The 22,697-nt window shown below is 73.7% G+C and carries 21 protein-coding genes and 1 pseudogene; 11 read left to right on the forward strand and 11 right to left on the reverse strand.

What is annotated here, in order from left to right; translation table 11 throughout:
• Positions 1-56: 56 nt before the first annotated feature.
• Positions 57-494 (reverse strand): MarR family winged helix-turn-helix transcriptional regulator, encoded by a 438-nt coding sequence (locus BLW85_RS35075; RefSeq protein ID WP_070023439.1) that lies wholly within the window; start codon positions 492-494, stop codon positions 57-59.
• Positions 495-610: 116 nt separating this feature from the next.
• Here BLW85_RS35075 and BLW85_RS35080 point away from each other — a divergent pair, with 116 nt between their 5' ends.
• Positions 611-3,643, forward strand: a complete 3,033-nt coding sequence (locus BLW85_RS35080) for an FAD-binding and (Fe-S)-binding domain-containing protein (protein ID WP_074995349.1) — start codon at positions 611-613, stop codon at positions 3,641-3,643.
• 205 nt (positions 3,644-3,848) lie between these two features.
• A complete protein-coding gene (locus BLW85_RS35085; protein WP_074995351.1) occupies positions 3,849-4,859 on the forward strand; it encodes an SDR family oxidoreductase in 1,011 nt (336 codons plus the stop codon).
• Positions 4,860-4,897: 38 nt separating this feature from the next.
• On the opposite strand, the gene BLW85_RS35090 is transcribed toward BLW85_RS35085, so the two are convergent.
• The 4 genes from BLW85_RS35090 to BLW85_RS35105 all read right to left on the reverse strand — a co-directional run bounded on the left by BLW85_RS35090 (position 4,898) and on the right by BLW85_RS35105 (position 8,546).
• On the reverse strand, positions 4,898-5,482 hold the full coding sequence (locus BLW85_RS35090) for a TetR/AcrR family transcriptional regulator (RefSeq protein ID WP_079172529.1): 585 nt from the start codon (positions 5,480-5,482) through the stop codon (positions 4,898-4,900).
• Positions 5,479-7,062, reverse strand: a complete 1,584-nt coding sequence (locus tag BLW85_RS35095; RefSeq protein ID WP_079172530.1) for an MFS transporter — start codon at positions 7,060-7,062, stop codon at positions 5,479-5,481. The genes BLW85_RS35090 and BLW85_RS35095 overlap by 4 nt, the downstream gene beginning before the upstream one ends.
• A gap of 191 nt (positions 7,063-7,253) precedes the next feature.
• Positions 7,254-7,871, reverse strand: a complete 618-nt coding sequence (gene wrbA / locus BLW85_RS35100) for an NAD(P)H:quinone oxidoreductase (RefSeq protein ID WP_070023441.1) — start codon at positions 7,869-7,871, stop codon at positions 7,254-7,256.
• A 189-nt stretch (positions 7,872-8,060) separates the two neighbouring features.
• Positions 8,061-8,546 carry a carboxymuconolactone decarboxylase family protein gene (locus tag BLW85_RS35105; protein ID WP_074995356.1) on the reverse strand — a complete coding sequence of 162 codons (486 nt, stop codon included), beginning with the start codon at positions 8,544-8,546 and terminating at the stop codon, positions 8,061-8,063.
• A 115-nt stretch (positions 8,547-8,661) separates the two neighbouring features.
• On the opposite strand from BLW85_RS35105, the gene BLW85_RS35110 reads away from it, so the two are divergent.
• The 8 genes from BLW85_RS35110 (at position 8,662) to BLW85_RS35140 (ending at position 14,797) form a co-directional block, all read left to right on the forward strand.
• Positions 8,662-9,678 (forward strand): pirin family protein, encoded by a 1,017-nt coding sequence (locus tag BLW85_RS35110; protein ID WP_074995359.1) that lies wholly within the window; start codon positions 8,662-8,664, stop codon positions 9,676-9,678.
• Positions 9,675-10,019: a GNAT family N-acetyltransferase gene (locus BLW85_RS35115; protein ID WP_070023324.1), complete on the forward strand. Its 345-nt coding sequence runs from the start codon at positions 9,675-9,677 to the stop codon at positions 10,017-10,019. The genes BLW85_RS35110 and BLW85_RS35115 overlap by 4 nt, the downstream gene beginning before the upstream one ends.
• 134 nt (positions 10,020-10,153) lie before the next feature.
• Entirely contained in the window at positions 10,154-11,161 is a 1,008-nt protein-coding gene (locus tag BLW85_RS35120; protein WP_074995362.1) for a MarR family transcriptional regulator, read from the forward strand.
• Between the two features lie 287 nt (positions 11,162-11,448).
• Entirely contained in the window at positions 11,449-11,595 is a 147-nt protein-coding gene (locus tag BLW85_RS39645; RefSeq protein ID WP_167381457.1) for a hypothetical protein, read from the forward strand.
• Position 11,596: 1 nt separating this feature from the next.
• Positions 11,597-12,601 carry a peptidoglycan-binding protein gene (locus tag BLW85_RS35125; RefSeq protein WP_074995365.1) on the forward strand — a complete coding sequence of 335 codons (1,005 nt, stop codon included), beginning with the start codon at positions 11,597-11,599 and terminating at the stop codon, positions 12,599-12,601.
• Positions 12,602-12,695: 94 nt separating this feature from the next.
• Positions 12,696-13,589: a hypothetical protein gene (locus tag BLW85_RS35130; RefSeq protein WP_070023327.1), complete on the forward strand. Its 894-nt coding sequence runs from the start codon at positions 12,696-12,698 to the stop codon at positions 13,587-13,589.
• 93 nt (positions 13,590-13,682) lie between these two features.
• Positions 13,683-14,183, forward strand: coding sequence for a metallophosphoesterase family protein (locus tag BLW85_RS35135; RefSeq protein WP_074995367.1), 501 nt, complete (start codon positions 13,683-13,685; stop codon positions 14,181-14,183).
• A 23-nt stretch (positions 14,184-14,206) separates the two neighbouring features.
• Positions 14,207-14,797, forward strand: a complete 591-nt coding sequence (locus tag BLW85_RS35140) for a GNAT family N-acetyltransferase (protein WP_070023329.1) — start codon at positions 14,207-14,209, stop codon at positions 14,795-14,797.
• A gap of 52 nt (positions 14,798-14,849) precedes the next feature.
• On the opposite strand, the pseudogene BLW85_RS35145 reads toward BLW85_RS35140, so the two are convergent.
• The 6 genes and pseudogenes from BLW85_RS35145 to BLW85_RS35170 form a co-directional block, all read right to left on the reverse strand.
• Positions 14,850-15,473, reverse strand: a pseudogene (locus BLW85_RS35145) (SRPBCC family protein); the annotation flags it as partial.
• 25 nt (positions 15,474-15,498) lie between these two features.
• A complete protein-coding gene (locus BLW85_RS35150) occupies positions 15,499-16,677 on the reverse strand; it encodes a vWA domain-containing protein (RefSeq protein ID WP_074995369.1) in 1,179 nt (392 codons plus the stop codon).
• A gap of 3 nt (positions 16,678-16,680) precedes the next feature.
• Complete coding sequence (locus tag BLW85_RS35155; protein ID WP_074995372.1) at positions 16,681-17,556, reverse strand: AAA family ATPase; 876 nt, start codon at positions 17,554-17,556, stop codon at positions 16,681-16,683.
• A 15-nt stretch (positions 17,557-17,571) separates the two neighbouring features.
• Positions 17,572-18,426, reverse strand: a complete 855-nt coding sequence (locus BLW85_RS35160; protein ID WP_074996329.1) for an FAD binding domain-containing protein — start codon at positions 18,424-18,426, stop codon at positions 17,572-17,574.
• Positions 18,423-20,798, reverse strand: coding sequence for a xanthine dehydrogenase family protein molybdopterin-binding subunit (locus BLW85_RS35165; RefSeq protein ID WP_074995375.1), 2,376 nt, complete (start codon positions 20,796-20,798; stop codon positions 18,423-18,425). Before BLW85_RS35165 ends, BLW85_RS35160 begins: the two co-directional genes overlap by 4 nt.
• Positions 20,795-21,325 (reverse strand): (2Fe-2S)-binding protein, encoded by a 531-nt coding sequence (locus BLW85_RS35170; protein WP_074995377.1) that lies wholly within the window; start codon positions 21,323-21,325, stop codon positions 20,795-20,797. Before BLW85_RS35170 ends, BLW85_RS35165 begins: the two co-directional genes overlap by 4 nt.
• Before the next feature lie 270 nt (positions 21,326-21,595).
• On the opposite strand from BLW85_RS35170, the gene BLW85_RS35175 reads away from it, so the two are divergent.
• Entirely contained in the window at positions 21,596-22,621 is a 1,026-nt protein-coding gene (locus BLW85_RS35175; protein ID WP_070023335.1) for an alcohol dehydrogenase, read from the forward strand.
• Positions 22,622-22,697: the final 76 nt, after the last annotated feature.

Raw genomic sequence — 22,697 nt, forward strand, 5'->3', positions numbered from 1 at the left:
GCCGGGGAGCCGGTCGCGCGGGGCGGACCGGCGGACCGGCCGGTGGGGCTTCGGCGTCAGTGCTGGGACAGCCGCTGCAACAGCTCCAGGGCCGCGAGGACCGTCTGCCGCTCCTCGTCCGTGTACCGGTCCTGGAAGGCGCGCGCCAGCCACTCCTCGCGCACCTGCCTGTTGCCCTCGATCCGGGCCCGGCCGGCGTCGGTCAGGGTGACCAGCTGGCGACGGCCGTCGTCCGGGTCGGGGGCACGGCGGATCAGCCCGTGCTGTTCGAGTGCGGCCAGCGTGGTGGCCATGGACTGCGGGCGCACCCCCTCGGCGGCGGCCAGCGCGCTCGCGGTGGCCGCGCCGTGCTTGCCGACCAGGCTCAGCGCGGACTCCTGCGACGGTGTCAGGTCGGCGTCCTGGGCGACCTCGCGGATGCGCCGCCGCAGCCGGCTGAACACCACCCGCAGGTCACGCGCCGCCCGGACGGCCGTGTCGGAGATGTGATCCATGCCGGTCACCCTAGGTCCGCCAGGCAGAACTGTCCAGCTGAGACTGTTCAGCCTTACCTGAACAACTCTCGGGTACTCGGCGCTCGGACCGACCCGGCGGAAGGCGAGGAGCGCGGATGAGCTCTGGGGACACGGCCGGCCTTGCGGCGGCACTGCGTGCCGAGGTGGACGGCGAGATCCGTTTCGACGCGGGCAGCCGTGGCGCCTACGCCACGGACGGCTCCAACTACCGGCAGGTGCCTCTCGGCGTCGTCGTCCCCCGCACGGTGGAGGCGGGCGCCCGGGCGGTGTCGGTGTGCGCGCGCTTCGGCGCGCCCGTCCTGTCCCGGGGCGGCGGCACCAGCCTGGCCGGGCAGTGCACCAACACCGCCGTGGTGATCGACTGGACCAAGTACTGCGACGCCCTGATCACCGTGGACCCCGAACGGCGCACCTGCGTGGTCGAGCCCGGAATCGTCCTGGACGCCCTCAACGGCGAACTCGCCCGACACCGGCTGCAGTTCGGCCCGAAGCCGTCCACCCACAGCCACTGCGCCATCGGCGGCATGATCGGCAACAACTCCTGCGGGGCCTCCGCCCAGGCCTACGGCAAGACCGTCGACAACGTCCGCCGCCTGGAGATCCTCACCTACGACGGACAGCGCGCCTGGGTCGGCCCCACCCCACCCGAGGAACGGGCCCGGATCATCTCCGGCGGTGGCCGGCTCGCCGCGATCTACGCCGGCCTCGACCGCATCGCCACCGAGTACCTGGCCGACATCCGCCACGGCTACCCGAAGATCCCGCGCCGCGTCTCCGGCTACAACCTCGACTCGCTGCTGCCCGAGAACGGCTTCGACGTGGCCAAGGCGCTCGTCGGCAGCGAGGGCACCCTGGTCACCGTGTTGCGGGCCGAACTCGACCTCGTGCCCGTGCCGCCGTACCAGTCGCTGCTCGTCCTCGGCTACGACGACATCTGCGCCGCCGCCGATGACGTGCCCCGCCTCCTGGAGCACTGCTCGCCCACCCAACTGGAGGCGCTGGACGGGCGCATGGCCCAGCTGATGCGCGAGGAGGGCGCCTACCTCGACTCCCTCGACGTCCTTCCCCAGGGCGACAGCTGGCTGATGGTGCAGTACAGCGGGGACAGCCAGGAGGACGTCGACGAGCAGGCGCACGCCCTGCTGCGCGCCGTCGGCCGCGACGAGCGGGACCCGGCCGTCGCCTTCTCCGACGACCCCGAGCGCGAGCAGAAGATGCTCAAGGCCCGCGAGGCCGGCCTCGGCGTCACCGCCCGCCCGCCGGACGACCGGGAGACCTGGGAGGGCTGGGAGGACTCCGCCGTACCGCCCGAGCGGCTCGGCGACTACCTGCGCGACCTCAAGGGCCTGTTCGAGGAGTTCGACTACGACCACCCCTCCCTGTACGGCCACTTCGGGCAGGGCTGTGTCCACACCCGCATTCCCTTCGCCCTCAGGACCGCCGAGGGCATCGCCGACTTCCGCCGCTTCCTGGAACGCGCGGCCGACCTCGTCTCCTCCTACGGCGGCTCGCTCTCCGGCGAGCACGGCGACGGCCAGGCCCGCGGCGAACTGCTCACCCGGATGTTCGGCGAGCGCCTGGTCACCGCCTTCGGCGAGCTGAAGGACCTGTTCGACCCGGACGACCGGATGAACCCCGGAAAGATCGTCCGGCCGCACCCGGTGGACGGACAGCTGCGCCTCGGCTCCGCCTGGCGGCCCGACACCCCGGCCACCCACTTCGGCTTCCCCGAGGACGACCACTCCTTCAACCGCGCGGTGATGCGCTGCGTCGGCATCGGCAACTGCCGCAGCCACTCCGGCGGCGTGATGTGCCCCTCCTACCGGGCCACCCGCGAGGAGGAGCACTCCACCCGGGGCCGGGCCCGGCTGCTGTTCGAGATGCTGAACGGGCACGCCGACTCCGCGATCAAGGACGGCTGGCGCTCCACCGCCGTACGCGACGCCCTGGACCTGTGCCTGGCCTGCAAGGGCTGCAAGTCCGACTGCCCCACCGGAGTCGACATGGCCACCCTCAAGGCCGAGTTCCTCTCCCAGCACTACGCGGGCCGCCCCCGCCCCGCCGCCCACTACGCCCTGGGCCGGCTCCCGTTGTGGGCCCGGCTGTCCCGGCTCGCCCCCGCGCTGGCCAACTCCGCGCTGCACGCGCCCGGTCTGGCCCGCGCGGGCAAACTGCTGGCGGGCGTGGACCAGGCCCGCGCGGCGCCCGTGTTCGCCGAGGAGTCCTTCGTCCAGTGGTGGCGGGCCCAGGACCGCGAGCCGCCGGACCCCGCCGACCCGCGCACCGTGCTGCTGTGGCCGGACACCTTCACCACCTACTTCCATCCGGCGATCGGCCGCTCGGCCGTGCGCGTCCTGGAGGACGCCGGATTCCGGGTCGCCGTCCCCACCGAGCCGGTGTGCTGTGGCCTCACCTGGATCTCCACCGGCCAACTCGACGCGGCCAAGCGGGTGTTGCGGCGCACCCTGGATGTGCTCGCGCCCTGGCTCGCGGCGGGCACCCCGGTGATCGGACTCGAACCGTCCTGCACCGCGGTCTTCCGCTCCGACGCCCCCGAACTCCTCCCCGGGGACCAGGACGTCGCCCGGCTGGCCGGACAGGTGCGCACCCTCGCCGAACAACTCGTGCACCACGCCCCCGACGACTGGCGACCACCCCGGCTCGCCCGGCAGGCCACCGTACAGACCCACTGCCACCAGCACGCCGTGCTCGGGTTCGACGCCGACCGCGAGCTGATGCGCCGCGCCCACCTGGACGCCGACGTTCTGGACGAGGGCTGCTGCGGACTCGCCGGGAACTTCGGTTTTGAACGCGGCCACCACGAGGTCTCCATGGCCGTCGCCGAGCAGGGCGTCCTGCCCGCCGTGCGGGGCGCCGCCCCCGACAGCCTGGTCCTCGCCGACGGATTCAGCTGCCGCACCCAGATCGAGGAGGGCGGCACCGGCCGCCGCGCCGTGCACCTCGCCGAGGCCCTGGCGTTCGCCCTCGACGGCAATCTGCCGAGCGAGCACCCCGAACGCCTGGCCGACCGCCCGTCCGGACCGTCCCGCACGGCCCGCTGGGCGACGGCCGCCGCCCTGCCCGCGGGCGCCGCGCTCGGCCTGTGGCTGCTGCGCCGCCGCGCCTGAGGAGTCCGTCGCGTGCCACCCGAAGCGGTTCCACGACGACCACGTCCGCGTCGAACGGACGCGCCTCGACGGCGGCCTCGGCCCGGGCGGCGGCGGTGCCGCTCCCGGCGCGGACGGCGCACCCGGGCCGGATGGAAGCTCGCGACGCAGCGGGCGGCGCCATGCCGCGTGGAGTGAAGTCACCGAGAGGAACAGGGAGTCGACCATGCCCAAGACCGTCGTCATCACCGGGGCCAGTGCCGGGATCGGCCGCGCCACCGCCCGCCGCTATGCCCGGCGCGGGGCGAACGTGGTCCTCGTCGCGCGCGGCGAGGGCGGCCTCAACTCGGCCGCCGACGAGGTGACGGCGCTCGGCGGCCATCCCCTCGTGCAGCCCGCCGACATGGCCGACGCGGCACAGGCGGAGTCCGTCGCCGAGGCCGCCGAGCGGGAGTTCGGGCCCATCGACGTATGGATCAACTGCGCCTTCGCGTCCGTGTTCGCGCCCTTCGAGCAGATCACCCCGGACGAGTACCGGCGCATCACCGAGGTCACCTACCTGGGCTTCGTCAACGGCACCCGCGCCGCCCTCACCCGGATGCTGCCGCGCGACCGCGGCACCATCGTGCAGGTGGGCTCGGCGCTCGGCGAGCGCTCGATCCCGCTCCAGTCGGCGTACTGCGGGGCCAAGCACGCCATCAACGGCTTCACCTCGTCCCTGCGTACCGAACTCCTGCACCGCGGCAGCGGCGTGTGCGTCACGGTCGCCCAGATGCCCGCCGTCAACACCCCCCAGTTCGACTGGGTGCGGTCCCGCCTGCCCCGCCACCCGATGCCGGTGCCGCCGATCTACCAGCCCGAGGTGGCCGCCCGGGGCGTGGTGTACGCCGCCGACCACCCGCGCCGCAAGCAGTACTACGTCGGCGCGTCCACCGTCGCCACCATCTGGGCCAACCGGCTCTTCCCGGCCCTGCTCGACCGCTATCTGGCCCGCACCGGCTACGACTCCCAGCAGACCGACAGCGTCCCCCCCACCGGCCAGGACAACCTCTTCACCCCCGTCGACCGCACGCCCACCGCGGACCACGGGGCCCACGGCGCCTTCGACGACACCGCCCACGCCCACTCCTGGCAGGAGGCCCTGCTGCGGCACCCCACCGCCACGGCCCTCGGCGCGGGCACCGCCGCCGTCGCCGCCGTCACGGCCGTCCGCCGGGTGACGCGGGCCGTCGCCTAGCCGTCCGCCGTCCCGGCCCGCGCACGGGAGGCGTCCGCTCAGGCGGTGCCGGGCGGCCCGGACCGGCCGGACAGTGTGTCCAGCAGCAGGTCGGCGACGTCCGCCGCGTCGGCCTCGCCGAGTTCGTCGAAGGCGCCGGAGCGGTGGCCGAGGACGACACCGACCACGGCGGCCACGACCAGTTCGGCCCGCAGCCGGGGCCGGTCCACCCCCTCGCGGGTGAATCGTCTGACCAGGGGGTCCACCAGACGGGTGTGCAGCGCCGCCTTGGCGGCGTCCTTCGCCGCCTCGTCCCGCAGCGGCTCGACGGCCACCTGGAGCAGCGGTACCAGACCGCGGCGTTCCACGCGGTCCACGATGTCGAGCAGGCGCTCGGGGTCCAGCACGTCCCGCACCACGTCGCCGCGCTCCTCCTCCAGGGCGGCGAGGTAGAGCCGGGTCTTGCTCCCGAAGTAGCGGGCGATCAGCGCGGGGTCCACACCGGCGCGCTCGCCGATGTCCCGGATGGTGGTCCGGTCGAAGCCGCGTTCGGAGAAGAGGTCGGTCGCCGCCCGCAGCAGCGCCTCGCGGGTACGCCCCGCGTCGCGCCGCCGGCCTGCGGTCCCGGACGTCCGCGCGGTCACCGGCCGGCTCCCGGGCGCCCGGAGACGTCCTGCCGGGCGGTGCGCCGCGCGGCCCCGGGGAGGAGCTGATCGGCCGGGGTCGCCGGCTCGGCGGTGTCGGTCTCGGCCGCCTGCACGGGCTCCGCCGCGACGACCGCGGCCTCCCTGGCCTGTCCGCCCCGCGCGGCGGGCACCGTACGGCCGGCCGTGCGGTGCGAGCGGACCAGCAGCCAGGCGACCAGGGCCGTGAGGATCCAGACAGCGCAGTCCAGCACGCCCGCCGTGCCGTAGTCGCGGTCCGGCGGCACGGTCGAGGAGCCGGCGGCCGAGGTCACCACCACCGCGCTGAGCGCGCTGCCGGTCGAGTAACCGATGTACTTCACCACCTGGTTGAAGCTGGTGGCGCTGCCTGTCTCGTGCGCGGGAACCGCGCTCACGATCAGCGCCGGCATGACCGACACGGTGAAGCCGACGCCGAGTCCGATCACGCCCATGAGGACGAACATCTCCCACAGGCTGTTCCTCGCGAACACGAAGACGATCGTACCCACGAGGGAGACCACGCAGCCCAGCGGCAGCAGCGAGGCCAGCGGCACCCGCCGGACCAGCACCCGCACGACACGCCCGGAGACGAGACTCGCCAGCGAGAACGGCACCAGGGTCAGACCGGTGACGACGACCGTCGCGCCGAAGCCGTAGCCGGCCGACGGGGGCGTCTGCACGTAGCGGGTGACCACCGACATCATCACGTACAGGCCGACCCCGGAGAGTACGGCGGTGAGGTCGGTGGCGAGGACCGTCCGCTCCTTGACCAGCCGTACGTCCACCAGCGGGTGGGCGGTGCGCAGTTCGTGCAGCACCCACCACACCAGGAGCAGGACCGCCACCAGGCCGACGATCAGCAGCCGGGGCGAGGTCCAGCCCCAGCGCTCGGCCTGGCTGAGCGCGAACAGCAGACCGCCGAGGCCGAGCCCGAGCAGCAGCGCGCCCGGGGTGTCCAGGCGGTGGGACGGGCGGGCCGGCGACGGGGGCAGGACGAGGGCGCAGGCGACCAGGACCGCCGCGGCGGCGACCGCCGCGAACCAGAAGCCGGAGTGCAGGCCCAGATACGTGGCGAACAGCCCGGTCACCGGGTAGCCGAGGCCCACGCCCACGGCGGAGGTGAGCGACAGGGTGGCTATCGCGGGCCGCGCCTTCTCGGCCGGCAGGGCGTCCCGCACGGTCGCCATCGCCAGCGGGGTGAGCCCGATGCCGGCGCCCTGGAGCGCCCGGCCGGCGATCAGCCAGGCGAAGCTCAGCGGCAGGGCGGCGAGGACGCTGCCGACGAGGACGACGGCCAGCCCGACCAGGATCACCCTGCGCCGGTGCGGCCCGTCGCCGAGCCGCCCCATGGCCGGGGTGGCCACCGCCCCGACCAGCATCGTGACCGTGAGCGACCACTGGGCGTCGGCCACGGAGACGCCGTCCACCTCCGCGATGGTGGGGATCAGCGGGGCGCCGAGGCTGCTGATGACCGCCACGAGCATCGCGAGCGAGAGCAGCACGGGGGTCAGGGCGCTCCGCCGTCCGGGGGAGGGGGCGGCGTGGGATGGGGAGGGCATGGGCGGCCAATCTTGTCATCGGCTGATGTCATCAAGCGATGACAAGAGTATCCCGGGGTGGGAGCGGTTACGCCGACGGCTCGGCCGGGGGTGCCGGAGAAGGGGTGGGGCTGGGAAAAGACGACCCCGGCCGGGCCGCGCGGGAACGAGTTCGTCCTGCGGCCCGGCCGGGGTCCGGCGCGGTGTGCGGGTCAGGCGGTCAGGCCGGCCTTGAGCGCGGCGGCGATCTGCACCACACGCTCGGCCTGGTGGCGGGCGGAGTCGCGGGTCTCCTCGCCGACCGGGTTGTTGCCCTGGGCGTCCACGTGGGAGGTGCCGTAGGGGTTGCCGTCGACGAACTTGACCGGGTCGGTGTAGCCCGGGGAGACGATGATGCCGCCGAAGTGGTGGATGGAGTTGTACAGCGCGAGGATCGTGGACTCCTGGCCGCCGTGCGCGGTGGCGCTGGTGGCGAAGCCGCTGTAGACCTTGTTGGCGAGCTTGCCCTGCGCCCACAGGCCGCCGAGCGTGTCGATGAACTGCTTGAGCTGCGAGGAGATGTTGCCGAAGCGGGTCGGCGAGCCGAAGATCACGGCGTCCGCCCACTCGACGTCGGCGGGGGAGGCGACCGGGACGCCGGCGCTGGCCGCGGCGTGGGCCGCCCACGCGTCGTTGGAGGCGATGGCGGCCTCGGGCGCCAGCTCGGCGGCCTTCAGCAGGCGCACCTCTGCGCCCGCCTTCTCCGCGGCGCTGCTGATCTCCTTCGCGATCTCGGCGCTGAAGCCGGTCGAGGAGTAGTAGATGACCGCGAGCTTGACGGGGGAAGTCACGGGAGAGTTCTCCGATTCGTTGTTGCGACGGAAGAAGCCCATGGTGCTGGGTGGCTTTCGTTCGGCGGTGCGTCCCGCGGGGTGCGGGACGTGCGCGGATGGCGCATGGTTGAACGCTAAACCATTCTCCCGTGTTGGTACAACATTCAACTGATGGAGATCGTGCCGCCGGCCCTCCGGTGCGGGATGTCAGCTCGGGTCGTCGCGCACCGGGTGCTTGCTCACGATGGACACGCGGTTGAAGGAGTTGATGGTGATGGCCACCCAGATCACCGCGGACGTCTCGTCGTCGTCCAGCGCCTCGCGGGCGAGGGTGTAGGCGTCCTCCTGTGCGGCGGCGTCCGCGGGATGGGTGACCGCCTCCGCCAGCGCGAGCGCCGCCCGTTCCCGCGGGGAGAAGACCTCGGTGTCCCGCCACGCGGCGAGCACGCCCAGCCGCAGCGCGGTCTCCCCGGCCCGCAGCGCCGCCGCGGTGTGCACCTTGAGGCAGTAGGCGCAACCGTTGACCTGTGACACGCGCAGGTTCACCAGTTCCACCAGCCTGCGGTCCAGCCCGCACTCCGCCGCGGCCGTGCGCACCGCCTCGGCGGCCGACACCAGGGCGCGGTACGCCTGGGGAGTCTGTTTGTCTATGTAGACACGCGGACGGGTGGTCGCGGGCGGTGCTTCGGTCATGTCGTCTCCTGGTGAAGGGGTCGCCGTAAGGGCCGTGTGCACGGCGTTCGGTGACCGTACGGACTCGGCTGTGGCATGATAGTTGAAAGAGAAACAATCACCGAGGGGTGGCGTTGTGAGCAACATCGAGACCCGGCCTCCCGAGCTGCGCTGCGGAACGCCGTCGGACGCGGCGCCGGAGCCGGGCGAGCGGCGGGTGGAGGTCCTCTCCGCGAGGGACGTCCCCCTGGGGGGCCCGCGGGCGATGACGGTGCGGCGGACGCTGCCCCAGCGCGGCCGGACACTGATCGGCGCATGGTGCTTCGCCGACCATTACGGCCCCGACGACGTCGCCGTCTCGGGCGGGATGATGGTCCCCCCGCACCCGCACACCGGACTGCAGACCGTCAGCTGGCTGTTCAGCGGGGAGATCGAGCACCGTGACAGCCTCGGCACCCACGCGCTGGTCCGGCCGGGCGAGTTGAACCTGATGACCGGCGGCCACGGAATCAGCCACTCGGAGGTCTCCACCCGGCGGACCTCCGTCCTGCACGGCGTGCAACTCTGGGTGGCGCTGCCCGCCGAACACCGCGACGCCCCCCGGGACTTCCAGCACCACGTCCCGCGGCCCGTCGCCCTGGACGGCGCGGAGGTCAGGGTGTTCCTCGGCACCCTCGCCGGCGACACCTCGCCCGTACCCACCTTCAGCCCGCTCCTCGGCGCCGAGATCACCCTCGACGCGCACGCCGACGTCACCCTGGAGATCGACCCCCGCTTCGAACACGGGCTGCTCGTCGACCAGGGTGACGTACGCATGGCAGGTACGCCCCTGCGCCGGGCCGAACTCGGTTACCTGGCACCCGGACCGGACATGCTGCGCCTCGTGAACACGGGGGACGCCCCGGCCCGCACGGTACTGCTCGGTGGCACGCCCTTCGGCGAACAGATCGTCATGTGGTGGAACTTCATCGGCCGCAGCCACGACGACATCGTGCGGGCCCGGGAGGAGTGGCAGAGCGCGTCCGACCGGTTCGGGAGCGTGGAGGGCTGTCCCGCCGACCGGCTCATGGCCCCGCCGTTGCCCAACGCCTCACTCACCCCGCGCGGCAACCCGCCGCACCCCCACCCCGAAGGAAGCGAGAAGACACGATGAGCCGGACTTCCCATCCCGTCGTCGAACGCGCCGCCGAACGGCACCGCTACGAGATCCTGGTGGACGGTGAACTCGCGGGCTTCACCGAGTACCTCGACCGGGGAGAGACGCAACGCGTCTTCTACCACACGGAGATCGGCGAGGCCTACGCCGGTCAGGGGCTGGCCGGCGTCCTCGTCGAGCACGCGCTGACCGATGTGCGCGAGAGCGGCAAGCGGTTCGTGCCCGTCTGCCCCTATGTCGCCAAGTTCCTCGGCAAGCACGAGGAGTTCGCCGACATCGCCGACCCGGTCACCGGCGAGGTCACCCACTGGCTCAAGGCCGAGCTGGCCGGCCGGTAGGGCTCCGCCGGGCCTGCCCGCGATGTGACGCGCGCACCCCGCGCCGTTCGGCGCGGGGTTGCCCGGAAGTGATCTGTGCACCCGATGTCCGCACGGGCGAGGATGTTGCCGTCTGTGTGCCATCGGGGGGATGTGTGCCGGTCCGTGTTCATTTCACTGTCGAGGATCTCGCGCGTACGAAGATCGCCGCTCAGCCGAATCCGCTGTGCGAACTGGTGGTGGCGATACGGAAGTTGAAGTTCGCGGACCATCCGGTACGGCTGTCCGCCTGGCGCCGGGACATGGCGCGGCGGCTGCGCCCCGAGGCGCGGATGGTGCTCGACCTGGTCCCGCGCTCGGGCATCATGCCCGCATTCCTGGCGCCGCCCGGCACCGGCACGGCCGATGAGCTGATGGACCGGGTGCGCGCGGTGCCGCGTTCCCGGATCCGCTCCGATCTGGCGGACGTCGCCGCGCACCGGAGCCTGCCGTCCTGGACCCGGCAGCTGGCCGACGACCCGGACCGGCTGGCGCGGCTGTGCGACAGCCTCCAGCACGTGCACGACCGTCTGCTGCGCCCGTACTGGAACGAGATCACGGCCGTCACCGAGGCGGACACCGCGGCCAGGGCCCGGCAGCTGGTGAGCGGCGGACTGGGGGAGGTGCTCGGCCGGATCAATCCGCGCTGGACGCGCTGGGACGCTCCCGTCCTGGAGGTCACGATGCCCTCCGGCCTGGACGGCGATCTGCACCTCGCCGGGCGCGGCCTGCTGCTGGTCCCTTCCGTGTTCGGGACCGACACCCCGGTCATCGGCCCCCATGCCGAGCCGCAGCCCTTCCTGCTCCACCCGGCCGGCGGCCCCCGGGGCCTGGCCGCGGCACTGGCCCCGGAGGAGATGCCGTGGCGCACGGCGGGGGCGGGCTCCCTCGGCTCGGTGCTCGGCACCACCAGGGCCGCCGCCGTGCTCTACGCCGTCATCGAGCGCCCCGGCTGCTCCACCAAGGAGCTGGCGCGCGCGGCGGGCGTCGCCCCGGCCACGGCGAGCGAGCACGCCACCCTGCTGCGCGAAGCAGGACTGATCCGCACGACCCGGCGGGGCGCCGCCGTCTCCCACAGCCCCACGTCCGCGGCGGTGGAGCTGTGGGGGGCGGCGGCGGGCTGACACGGCATCGGCGCCGGCACCCGGCCTCCCGATCCGTCGCTCCCGGGCGCGGTCGATTCGGGCGAACAAGGGGTGTTCGGGGAGTTCGCCCGCTATTCGGCGTGGGCCGAATCCGGTCGATCGGGCGCGGCAGCGGCGACATCCTGGTGCCCGGTCGACGCCGGACAGCGTGTGCGGCGGTCGTCGGCCGTCCGTCTTCCTGCCCGGCCGTCCGGCACCCGCCGCGCGCGGGGCCGGCCGTCCGGCACCCACGTACACCCGCACACCCCACCCATGGAGGAACGCTCATGACCGAGCCCGTGGAGACCCCGCCCTATCCGGTCGGCGGCGCGGGGGTCTTCGACGTCGATCCCGACCAGGCCGGCGTCAGCCAGGACCCCGATGACGCGGTGACCGGAGACATACAGGCCCTTCCCGAAGACGTGGAGTTCTGACATGGGCGACGTCCAAGGCATGCTCGCCGCCGCGCGATCGCTGCTCGGCACCACCGAGCACCCGCCCGGCTCCAACCGCAATGTGGTCACCAAGTGGTACGGCTTCACCGGCCCGTGGTGCGACATGGCGGTCAGCTACGTGGCGGCCCACTCCGACAACCTGTCCGCGACGGGCGGCAAGTACGCCCTCACCACCGCCCACGCCCGCGCCTTCCAGAAGAAGGGGCGCTGGCACTACGGCATCGGCGGGATCCGGCCCGGCGACATCGTGTTCTTCGACTGGTCCGGCTCCCGCTCCATCGGAGCCATCGACCACGTCGGCATCGTCGAGGCGGTGCACTCCAACCGCACCATCACCACCCTGGAGGGCAACACCTCCAACGCCTTCCGCCGCAGGCTGCGCGGCTCCTCCTGCGTCGTGGGCTACGGCCGCCCCGCGTACCAGGGGGGAAGCGCGCCGATGCCGTCGGGGGACGGCATCCTGCGCCAGGGTGCGAAGGGCAAGGCCGTCAGCACCCTCCAGAAGAACCTGAACACCGTGCAGAAGGCCGGGCTCACCGTGGACGGCGAGTTCGGGCCGGCCACGCAGAAGGCGGTCAGGACCTTCCAGGGCGCCCACCACCTGCCCGTGGACGGCGAGTTCGGTCCGCAGTCCGCGGCGATGATGAAGGCGGCGCTGGCCGGCAAACAGGCGCCGATCCGGCCCCGGGCCCTCGTCGCCGCCCCCGGCACGCTGGTCGTCGACGGGGTGTTCGGACCGGCCACCTGCGCGGCGCTCCAGCGCACGCTCGACAGCCGGGAGCAGGCCGGGCTGGAAGTGGACGGAGCCTTCGGACCGCTCACCGTGACCGCCCTCCAGAAGTACCTGAAGGTGACGGCCGACGGCATCGTGGGTCCCAAGACGGTCACCGCCCTCCAGAACCACCTGGCCGCACCGGCCGGCGGCGAATGGGACGCGGCGACCACCCGCGCACTCCAGAAGGCCCTGAACGCGGGCACCTTCTGACCCGCTGACAGCCGGACCGGAAGACCACCGACCGAGGGTGACTTCCGGTCCGGCGCCCGGCCTCACCCACCGTCACGGACCAGGAGCACGTCAGATGGACACCTCTTCCGACACGTCCGCCGCCGCCGCGGCGGCGACCTACAAGGTGGCGATCACCGAGCAGCACTCCGGTCGGATCCTGCTCTTCGACCGGACCGCCCAGTGGACCGACGCCAACGTCCGGTGGAGCTTCAGCACGGGCAACGCGCCCGGCTGGGACCACCCCTTCGAGATCCGCTTCCGGGACACCCAGCGCTACGGCATGATCGCGCTGATGACCTTCGGCAGACCCGGCGAGGGCCGGGCCGCGATCGTCAACGTGACCGGCAAGGCGCACCTCACCCGCGCCGACGTGTTGTGGTCGGCGCGCATCACCAGTTATCCGCACTGCGTCGAGCGGGTGCCCGGGACCGGCACCGTCGTGGTCGCCGGATCACGGGACCGGCTGCACGTCTTCGGGCCGTCCAGCAGCGACCCGGCCACCCTGAAGGAGGTGCAGACGCTGGAGTTCACCAAGGCCCACGCCGTGCTGTGGGACGACCAGAACGGACTGCTGTGGGTGACCGGCGGCACCGTCGTCCGCAGCTACCGCGTCACCGGAACCATGCGTGCCGCCCGGCTGGTCAAGCAGGGGCCGGACATCGCCATCGCCGGCAACGGCCACGACCTCCAGCCCGACTACGGCCGGCCGGGCACCCTGCTGGTCGCCGACAGCCACCACGTCTACTCCCTCGACAAGAAGACCCGCGCGCTCACCACGCTGGTCTCGATGCCGTACCCGAAGTCCTATGTGCGCCACGAAGGCGGGCAGAGCATGTGGACCACCGACCCCGACGGGGACGACTCCGTCTGGGGCGGCCCCACCGTGCACTTCTCCGCGGGCGGCGACCGCACCCGCGCCGGCGCCCAGATCTACAAGGCCCGCCTGTACACCACCCGGTTCCACTGACCCCGGAAACGGCCTCGCCACCGCCTGGTGGTCCCGGACCCGGTGGCCGTGTCCGGGACCGGTCGCGAACCGGGGAGAACCTAGGCTGAGGAGATGCGCCTGCTGCTCATGTCCGACACGCACCTGCCCAAGCGCGCCAAGGAACTGCCCGGCGAACTGCTGGCCGAACTCCCGCGGGCCGACGTCGTGTTCCATGCCGGGGACTGGGTGGACACCGCCACGCTCGAGCTTCTGGAGAGCCGCAGCCGCCGGCTGGTCGCGGTGTACGGCAACAACGACGGGCCCGAGCTGCGGGCGCGGCTGCCCGAGGTGGCGTACGCCGAGCTGGCCGGGCTGCGCTTCGGGGTCGTGCACGAGACCGGGCCCGCCCAGGGGCGCGAGGCCCGTTGCGCCGCGCGGTTCCCCGACCTCGACGTGCTGGTCTTCGGGCACAGCCACATCCCCTGGGACAGCACGGCCCCCGGTGGTCTGCGGCTGCTCAACCCGGGCTCCCCGACCGACCGCCGCCGCGAGCCCTACCGCACCTATCTGACGGCCGAGGCGCACGACGGAACGCTCACCGAGGTGACGCTGCACCGGCTGCCGCCGCGCTGACACCACCGTGCGATCATCACCGGATGATCTCCAGCTCAGGGATACCCGACGTGGTGCCGCCGGGCCGCATGGCCGGCGGCGACCAGCCCGTCCTCGGCCTCGCGGACGGCGTGCAGCTGCGGCCCTGGCGCCCGGCCGACGCCGCCGCGCTGCTCGCCGCGGCGCAGGACCCGGCGATCCGGCAGTGGAACCTGTTCGCCGTGGCCGACGAGGACGACGCCCGGCGGCGGATCGCCCGGATGCGCGAGCGCTGGCGGGCCGAGTCCGGTGCCGTCTGGGCCGTCGCCAGGAGCGGCGGCACCCCGATCGGGCTGATCGGACTCAACGGCGTCGACCTCGCCGGCGGCGCCGCCGAACTCGTCTACTGGCTGCTCCCCGAGGCGCGCGGCGCCGGCCTCGCCGTCGCCGCGACCCGGCGGCTCACCCACTGGGCCCTGCGCGACCTCGGCCTGCACCGGGTCCGGCTGTGCCACTCCACCGCGAACCCCGCCTCCTGCCGGGTCGCCGAGAAGGCCGGCTTCACCTTCGAGGGCACCATGCGCGGCGCCCTGCTGCACGCCGACGGCTGGCACGACCAGCATCTGCACGCCAGGGTGGCCGGCGACCCCGGGTGACGCGCCGGGTCGGCCTCCGCCCGGACTCACCGGCGCCGCCTGCGGCCCTTCCCCGCCGCCGCAGGCGCAGCACCACCAGCACCAGCGCCGCGACGGCGGCCGCCACCGGCGCCGCACGCCTGGCCACCGGCCCGCCCGCGGTGCGCAGCAGATCGAGCGGCGGAGGTTCTTCCGCCTCCCGGGGTTCGGCCCGCGGGGGCTCGGACGCGGCCGCCTCCTCGGCGGGCTCCGGCCGCTCGGCCAGCCGCGCCGCCAGACAGTCGGCGAACCGGCTCACCAGCCGGTCGCCCACCTCCGCCAGCACCCCGCGCCCGAACTGCGCCGGGCGCCCGGTCACCGTGAGGTCGGTGCGCACGGACACCGCCGTACCACCGTCCCGCTCACTCAGCGTGCCGGTGACCGTCGCCCTGGCCGTGCCCTGCCCGCGCGTCTCCCGGCCGTTCGCGACCAGCACCATCCGGTGCGCCGCCGCGTCCTGCTCCTCGAACACCGCGGTGCCGCGATAGGTCACCGTGACCGGGCCGACCTTGACCTTCACCGAGCCGGTCACGGTCTTGCCGTCGTACTCCTCCACGACCGCGCCCGGCAGACACGGCGCGACCCGCTCGATGTCCAGCAGCACGGGCCAGGCCTCCTCGACCGGCACCGGAACGGTGAACTCGTGGTGCAGCTCCATCACTTGCTCCTTGCCCATCCGGGAATCAACGCTCCACCCCCGCCACCGCGCCGGACCGCGCCCCGCGCACCACCGCCGCGAGCCGCTCCAGCGCCGCCAGGCTGTGCCCCGCCACGAACTCGTCCACGCTCGGCAGGGCCGCCGCCATCCCCGCCGCCGTCGGCGCGTAACCCGGCCGCTCCTTGCGGGGGTTGGCCCACACCACCCGGTGCGCCAGCGCGTGCAGCCGGCGCATCTGGGCGCCGAGCAGCCGGGGATCGTCGCGCTCCCAGCCGTCGGAGAGCAGCACCACGACCGCGCCGCGCGCCATGCCCCGCTGCCCCCAGCGGTTCAGGAACTCGCGCAGCAGCTCGCCGAGCCGGGTGCCGCCGCGCCAGTCGGGCACGGCCGCCGCGACCGCCGCCATCGCCAGGTCCGGGTCGCGGTGGGACAGTTCGCGGGTCACCCGGGTCAGCCGGGTGCCGACCGTGAACACCTCCGTGCGGCCCCCGCGCACGGCCGCGTGCGCGAACCGCAGCAGCGCGTCCGCGTACGGTGCCATCGAACCGCTCACGTCCACCAGCAGCACCACCCGGCGCGGCCGGTCGACCCGGGCGTGCCGGCGCAGCCGGGCCGGTTCCCCGCCGCGCCGCAGCAGCTCGCGCACGGTCCGGCGCGGATCGACGTCCCCGCGCCGGGCCGGCCGCCGCCGGGCCGACCGGCGGGTCTCGCCCCGCAGCGCGAACGCGGCCAGCAGCCGGTGGAGTTGGGCGCGCTCGGCGTCGTCCAGGGCGGCGACGTCACGGTGCCGCAGCACCTCGGTGGAGCTGGCGAGCGTGGCGGTGGGCGGGCCCAGCGGGTCGCGCTCGCCGGTGGAACGGTCGCCGGCGAGCCCGACCCGGACGCGTGGCCGGGGCCGGGGCGGGGGAGCGGTGCGCGGCACGGGCCGGGCGGCGGGCCCGTCGGCGCTCCCGAAATAGGCGGCGAACACCCTTTCGTAGCGCTCCAGGTCGTCCGGACCGCCGCACAGCGTGGCCCGTCCCGCCGCGTACACGTCCGCCCGCACCCCCGGCCGCAGCACGGTGACCGCCCGCAGGAACGCGTACCCCCGCTCGGCACTCGCCTCGACCCCCGAGGCCCGCAGCGCCCGCACGAACCCGAGCAGCACGGCGTCGGCCGCCGCCGGACCCGGCGGGGAGGACCAGGCGGCCGGGGACGTGTCCATCGCTCACACCCCCCGCGCCGCCAGCACCGCGGTCAGGTCCAGGCCCCGGGCGCGGTCCATGTCCTCGCGGTACTTGAGGACGGAACCCAGGGTGGTGACGGCGAGTTCCGCGTCGGTCTCGGTGGCGCCCAGCGCCGCCAGGGCCTCGGCCCAGTCGATGGTCTCCGCGACGCCCGGCGGTTTCACCAGGTCCGCCTCGCGCAGGGCCTGGACGAGGGCCGTCACCTGTTCGGCGAGACGGGCCGACACCCCGGGCAGCCGGCGGCGCACGATGGCGAGTTCACGGGCGAAGCCGGGGTGGTCGAACCAGTGGTACAGACACCGCCGCTTGAGCGCGTCGTGCACCTCGCGGGTGCGGTTGGAGGTGAGCACGACCACCGGCGGCACCTCGGCCCGCAGCGTGCCCAGTTCGGGGATCGTCACCGCGTACTCGGACAGGAGTTCCAGCAGGAAGGCCTCGAACTCGTCGTCGGCGCGGTCGATCTCGTCCACCAGCAGGACCGACGGCTCGGTCTGCAACGCCTGGAGCAGCGGGCGGGCGATGAGGAACCGCCGGTCGTACAGCTCGCTCTCCAGCCGGTCCGCGTCCCTGACGCCCGCCGCCTCCGCCGCCCGCAGGTGCAGCAGCTGGCGCGGGAAGTCCCAGTCGTACAGGGCCTGGGACGCGTCGATGCCCTCGTGGCACTGGAGCCGGATCAGCGGGGCGCCGAGCGCCTCGGCGAGGGCGGAGGCGAGCGCGGTCTTGCCGACGCCCGCGTCGCCCTCGCAGAACAGCGGCCGGTGCAGCCTCAGCGCCAGGTAACAGGTGACGGCCAGCCCGTCGTCCACGAGGTATCCCGTTTCCTCCAGGCGGGCCCGCACCTGCTCTGGGTCGTCCATCCGGATGATCGGCGCTCACCTCATCCCGGCGGCGGTCAGCACCGCCCGCTCGGTCAGGACCCGGGCGAGGTGCGCGCGGTACTCGGGGGAGGCCGACGCGTCCTGACCGGGCCGGGTGCCCTCGGCCGCGGCCCCGGCCGCCCGCGCCACCGGGCCCGGCCCGTCGGCGCCGGCCAGCGCCGCCTCCGCGGCGGATGCCCGCAGCGGGGTCGCGCCCATGTTGGTCAGCCCCACGCGTGCCTCGGCGATCCGCCCGTCCTCCCGCCGCACCAGCGCCGCGACCCCGACGATCGCCCAGGCCTGCGCCACCGGGTGGAACTTCTCGTAGTGGAAGCCCCAGCCGTCCGTCTTCGGCACCCGCACCTCGACGAGCAACTCGTCGGGAGAGAGGGCGGATTGCAGGTAGTCGACGAAGAACTCCCGGGCCGGGACGGTGCGTCGGCCGTTCGGACCGGCGGCGACCAGCTCGCCGTCCAGCGCCAGGACGACCGCGGGCAGGTCGCCGGCCGCGTCGGCGTGCGCCAGCGAGCCGCCGAGCGTGCCCCGGTGCCGTACCGCAGGGTCGGCGACGGTGGCGGTGGCGGCCGCGAGCAGCCCGGCGTGGCGGCGCACCAGCGGGTCGCGGATGACGTCGTGGTGGGTGGTGAGCGCGCCGATGACCAGGGTGTCGCCGTCCTCGCGCACCCCGCGCAGCGCGGGAATGCGCCCCACGTCCACGACGAGTTCGGGGAAGGCGAGCCGCAGCCGCAGCAGCGGCAGCAGGCTCTGCCCGCCGGCCAGCACCTTCGCCTCGTCACCCGCCTCGCCGAGCAGCCGTACCGCCTCCTCGACGGACTGCGGGCGGGCGTACTCGAATGCCGGGGGAATCATGCCGTCGCCTCCCTCACCGCGCGCCACACCCGCTCGGGTGTGCAGGGCATCCGTACGTCGGTCACGCCGAGCGGGCGCAGCGCGTCCACGACGGCGTTGACCACGGCGGGCGTCGAGGCGATCGTCCCGGCCTCGCCGACGCCCTTGACCCCGAGGGCGTTGGACGTCGCGGGGGTCTCGGTCCGGTCGGTCACGAAGTCCGGCAGGTCGACGGCCGACGGCACGGGGTAGTCGGCCATGCTGCCGGAGACCAGGTTGCCCTCGTCGTCGTAGACCGCCTCCTCGTACAGCGCCTGCGCGATGCCCTGCGCGAGCCCGCCGTGCACCTGCCCCTCCACGATCACCGGGTTCACCACCCGGCCGACGTCGTCCACGCAGACGTACGACCTGATCCGCGTCTGCCCGGTCTCCGTGTCGACTTCGACCGCGCACAGATGGGTGCCGTGCGGGAAGGAGAAGTTCTCCGGGTCGACCACGTGCTCGGCGTTGATGGACGGCTCCACGCCGTCGGGCAGGTCGTGGTTGGTGAACGCCTCGAAGGCGATCTCCTGGATGGACCTGCGGGCCTCGGGGGAGCCCTTCACGGAGAACACGCCGTCCCGGAACTCCAGGTCCTGCTCGCTCGCCTCCAGCAGGTGCGCCGCCACCTTGCGGGCCTTCTCCACCACCGTGGTGGCCGCCCGGTGCACGGCCTCGCCGCCGACGGCCAGCGACCGCGAGCCGTAGGTGTCCATGCCCTGCGGGGACGACTTCGTGTCGCCGTGCAGCACCTCGACGTCCTCGAACGGCACGCCGAGCACGTCCGCCGCGATCTGGCTCCAGCAGGTCTCGTGGCCCTGGCCGTGCGGGCTGGTGCCGGTGACCACCTCGACCTTGCCGGTGGGCAGCATCCGGATGCTCGCCGCCTCCCAGCCGCCGGCCCCGTACCTCAGGTCGCGCAGCACCCGGCTCGGCGCCAGGCCGCACATCTCGGTGAACGTGGACACGCCGATGCCCAGGCGTACGGGGTCGCCGCGCTCGTTGCGCGCGCGCTGCTCGGCGCGCAGGTCGTCGTAGCCGAACAGGGCGAGCGCCTTGTCGGTGGCCGCCTCGTAGTCGCCGCTGTCGTAGGTCAGTCCGGCGATCGTGGTGTAGGGGAACTCCTCGTGCCGGATCCAGTTGCGGCGCCGTACCTCCACCGGGTCCAGGCCCAGCTCCGCCGCCAGCTCGTCCATGATCCGCTCGATGGCGAACGTGGCCTCCGGGCGGCCGGCGCCGCGGTAGGCGTCGGTGGGGGTGCGGGTGGTGAAGACGCCCGTGCACCCGAACTCGTAGGCGTCCATCTTGTAGATCGCCGGGTACATGAACGCGCCCAGGATCGGGATGCCGGGCGTGACCAGCATCAGATAGGCGCCCATGTCCGCGATGAGGTCCACCTTGAGGCCGAGCAGCCGGCCCTCGCGGGTGGCGGCGACCTCGATGTCCTGGATCATGCCCCGGCCGTGGTGGGTGGCGAGATAGCCCTCCGAGCGGGACTCGGTCCACTTCACCGGCCGCCCCAGCCTGCGGGCCACCGCGAGGGCGAGCGCCTCCTCGCCGTACACCTGGAGCTTGGAGCCGAAGCCGCCGCCCACGTCCGGGGCGATCACCCGCAGCTTGTGTTCCGGGATGCCGGTCACGGTGGCCAGCATGATGCGCAGGATGTGCGGGATCTGGGTGGCCGAGTACACGGTGTACTCGCCGGAGGCGGCGAGCGGGGTGACGACGACCGCGCGCGGCTCCATGGCGTTGGGGATCAGCCGCTGCTGGTGGTAGCGGCGCCTGAGGGTGACCTCGGCGCGGGCGCGCACCGCCGCGAAGCTCTCCCCGGCGGCCAGCGGCCAGGTGTAGCAGCGGTTGGTGCCCTTGTCGGAGTGGACCAGCGGGGCGCCCTCGGCCAGCGCGGCCTCCAGGTCCAGGACCGGGGGCAGCGGGTCGTAGTCGACCTCGATCGCCTCCAGCGCGTCGGCCGCCGCGTACCGGTCGCGGGCCGCCACGACCGCCACCGGGTCGCCCGCGTACCGGACCTCCTCCACCGCGATCGGCGGATGGTCGGGCAGCACGATGTCCTCGGTCACCGGCCAGGCGCAGGGCAGCGAGCCCAGTCCCTCGGCGAGGTCCGCGCCGCTGAACGCCGCGATGACACCGGGGCGTTCGAGGGCGGGGGCGACGTCCACGCGGGTGATGCGGGCGTGCGCCATGGGGCTGCGCAGAATGGCCAGGTGCAGCATGCCGGCGACCTGGATGTTGTCGGTCCAGGTGGTCTGGCCGGTGAGCAGCCGGGCGTCCTCCTTGCGCAGCCGGGCGCGGCCGACCTCCCCGCCGACCTCGCCCGCTACGGCTTGATCGGTCATGCCGTGACCTCCTCGGTGGCCTGCTGTCCGGAGGTGTCCCGCGCACGGTCGGCGGCTGGGGAGCCGTCCTGCCGTCCGGACGCGGCGAGCACCGCGCGGACGATGTTCTGGTAGCCGGTGCAGCGGCAGAGGTTGCCCTCCAGGGCGTGGCGCACCTCGTCGGACGTCGGGTGCGGGTTCTCCCGGAGCAGATCGCGCGCCGCCATGATCATGCCGGGGGTGCAGTAGCCGCACTGGAGGGCGTGCTGCTCGTGGAAGGCGCGTTGCAGCGCCGTGAACCCGCCGTCCTCCGCCAGACCCTGCACGGTCGTCACCGCGCAGCCGTCCGCCTGGACGGCCAGCACCGAGCAGCTCTTGACGGTCGCGCCGTCCAGGTCCACGGTGCACGCCCCGCAGTTCGAGGTGTCGCAGCCGATCGGGGTGCCGGTCAGTCCGAGGCGGTCGCGCAGATAGTGGACGAGCAGCAGTCGCGGCTCCACGTCGTCCTCGTACGTCGTGCCGTCGACGTTCACCTTGATGTGGGTCATGCGCCCTCCAGACCGTGCGGGCAGGAGACGGAATCAGCCGGTCCGGCGTGATGTAGGTCACTCTATGACCGTGCCGGAGGCCCGGCGAGTGCTGCGCCCTCCGGTTTGTTGAGCGTTCATCCACCGCCGTCGGCGGGATCGCCCGGAGCGGTCGTTCGGCGCGCGCGGCGGGGCCGGAACTGGTCTGCTGGGGGAGGGGCGGCCGCCGTACCCCGTGCCGCGCCCCCATCGCCCGTGCCCGTCGCCCGCACCCTTGCTCCGGAGAGACCCATGAGTAGCTATCGAGTCGCCCAAGTGGCCGCCCCGAACGGCACCTTCGAGCTGGTCGAGCGCGAGGTGCCGCGGCCGGGGCCCGGCCATGTGCGGATCGCCGTCGAGGCGTGCGGCGTCTGCCACAGCGACGCCCTCTTCGTCGGCGGCGGGCTGCCGGGTGTGACGTTCCCCGACGTGCCCGGGCACGAGATCGCCGGGCGGATCGAGGAACTGGGCGAGGGCGTGCGCGAACGCGGCTGGCAGACCGGCGACCGGGTGGCCGTGGGCTGGTTCGGCGGCAGCTGCGGCCACTGCGGGCCCTGCCGCGAGGGCGACTTCGTCGTGTGCGACAACCTGAAGGTGCCGGGCTGGACCTACGACGGCGGCTTCGCCGAGAAGGTGATCGCACCCGTCGACGCCCTGGCCCGGATCCCGGAGGCGCTGGCCGCGAGCGACGCCGGGCCGCTGGCCTGCGCGGGCGTGACCACCTTCAACGGGCTGCGCCGCAGCCCCGGCCGGCCCGGCGACCTGGTCGCGGTGCTCGGCCTCGGCGGCCTCGGACACCTCGGGGTGCAGTACGCGGTCGCGATGGGCTTCGAGACCGTGGCGATCGCCCGGGGAGCGCAGAAGGCCGACTTCGCCCGTCAGCTCGGCGCCCACCACTACGTCGACAGCACCTCCGCCACCCCGGTCGCCGAGGCGCTGCAGGCCCTGGGCGGCGCCAAGGTCGTCCTCGCCACCGCGGGGAACTCCGAGGCCATCTCGGCCACCGTGGACGGCCTGGCCCCCCGCGGGGAACTGGTCGCCATCGGCGCCGACACCGCGCCCCTGGACATCAGCCCGGCCCAGCTCCTCATGGCCGGCCGCGTCGTCCGCGGCCACCCGTCCGGCACCTCCAAGGACGTGGAGGACACCATGGCCTTCAGCGTGCTGCACGGCATCCGCCCCATGACGGAGAAGACCCCGCTCGCTGACGCCGACGCCGCGTTCCAGAAGATGCTGGCCGGGAAGGCGCGGTTCCGGATGGTGCTCACCATGGGGTGAGCGGGCGGGGGTCTCTCCCAGGACGGGCTGACGGGGGCGGGCCGGACCGGTCCCTGAGCGCCGGGACGTCGCGCCC

Origin of the sequence: Streptomyces misionensis (genome assembly GCF_900104815.1) — a bacterium.
In the GTDB taxonomy this organism is placed as follows: Bacteria; Actinomycetota; Actinomycetes; order Streptomycetales; family Streptomycetaceae; genus Streptomyces; species Streptomyces misionensis.

Excerpts from the sequence above, each read along its gene's own strand:
- BLW85_RS35075 (WP_070023439.1), bottom strand. The coding sequence starts at position 494 with ATGGATCACATCTCCGACACGGCCGTCCGGGCGGCGCGTGACCTGCGG.
- BLW85_RS35080 (WP_074995349.1), top strand. The coding sequence starts at position 611 with ATGAGCTCTGGGGACACGGCCGGCCTTGCGGCGGCACTGCGTGCCGAG.
- BLW85_RS35085 (WP_074995351.1), top strand. The coding sequence starts at position 3,849 with ATGCCCAAGACCGTCGTCATCACCGGGGCCAGTGCCGGGATCGGCCGC.
- BLW85_RS35095 (WP_079172530.1), bottom strand. The coding sequence starts at position 7,062 with ATGCCCTCCCCATCCCACGCCGCCCCCTCCCCCGGACGGCGGAGCGCC.
- BLW85_RS35105 (WP_074995356.1), bottom strand. The coding sequence starts at position 8,546 with ATGACCGAAGCACCGCCCGCGACCACCCGTCCGCGTGTCTACATAGAC.
- BLW85_RS35115 (WP_070023324.1), top strand. The coding sequence starts at position 9,675 with ATGAGCCGGACTTCCCATCCCGTCGTCGAACGCGCCGCCGAACGGCAC.
- BLW85_RS39645 (WP_167381457.1), top strand. The coding sequence starts at position 11,449 with ATGACCGAGCCCGTGGAGACCCCGCCCTATCCGGTCGGCGGCGCGGGG.
- BLW85_RS35125 (WP_074995365.1), top strand. The coding sequence starts at position 11,597 with ATGGGCGACGTCCAAGGCATGCTCGCCGCCGCGCGATCGCTGCTCGGC.
- BLW85_RS35130 (WP_070023327.1), top strand. The coding sequence starts at position 12,696 with ATGGACACCTCTTCCGACACGTCCGCCGCCGCCGCGGCGGCGACCTAC.
- BLW85_RS35135 (WP_074995367.1), top strand. The coding sequence starts at position 13,683 with ATGCGCCTGCTGCTCATGTCCGACACGCACCTGCCCAAGCGCGCCAAG.
- BLW85_RS35140 (WP_070023329.1), top strand. The coding sequence starts at position 14,207 with ATGATCTCCAGCTCAGGGATACCCGACGTGGTGCCGCCGGGCCGCATG.
- BLW85_RS35150 (WP_074995369.1), bottom strand. The coding sequence starts at position 16,677 with ATGGACACGTCCCCGGCCGCCTGGTCCTCCCCGCCGGGTCCGGCGGCG.
- BLW85_RS35155 (WP_074995372.1), bottom strand. The coding sequence starts at position 17,556 with ATGGACGACCCAGAGCAGGTGCGGGCCCGCCTGGAGGAAACGGGATAC.
- BLW85_RS35160 (WP_074996329.1), bottom strand. The coding sequence starts at position 18,426 with ATGATTCCCCCGGCATTCGAGTACGCCCGCCCGCAGTCCGTCGAGGAG.
- BLW85_RS35165 (WP_074995375.1), bottom strand. The coding sequence starts at position 20,798 with ATGACCGATCAAGCCGTAGCGGGCGAGGTCGGCGGGGAGGTCGGCCGC.
- BLW85_RS35170 (WP_074995377.1), bottom strand. The coding sequence starts at position 21,325 with ATGACCCACATCAAGGTGAACGTCGACGGCACGACGTACGAGGACGAC.
- BLW85_RS35175 (WP_070023335.1), top strand. The coding sequence starts at position 21,596 with ATGAGTAGCTATCGAGTCGCCCAAGTGGCCGCCCCGAACGGCACCTTC.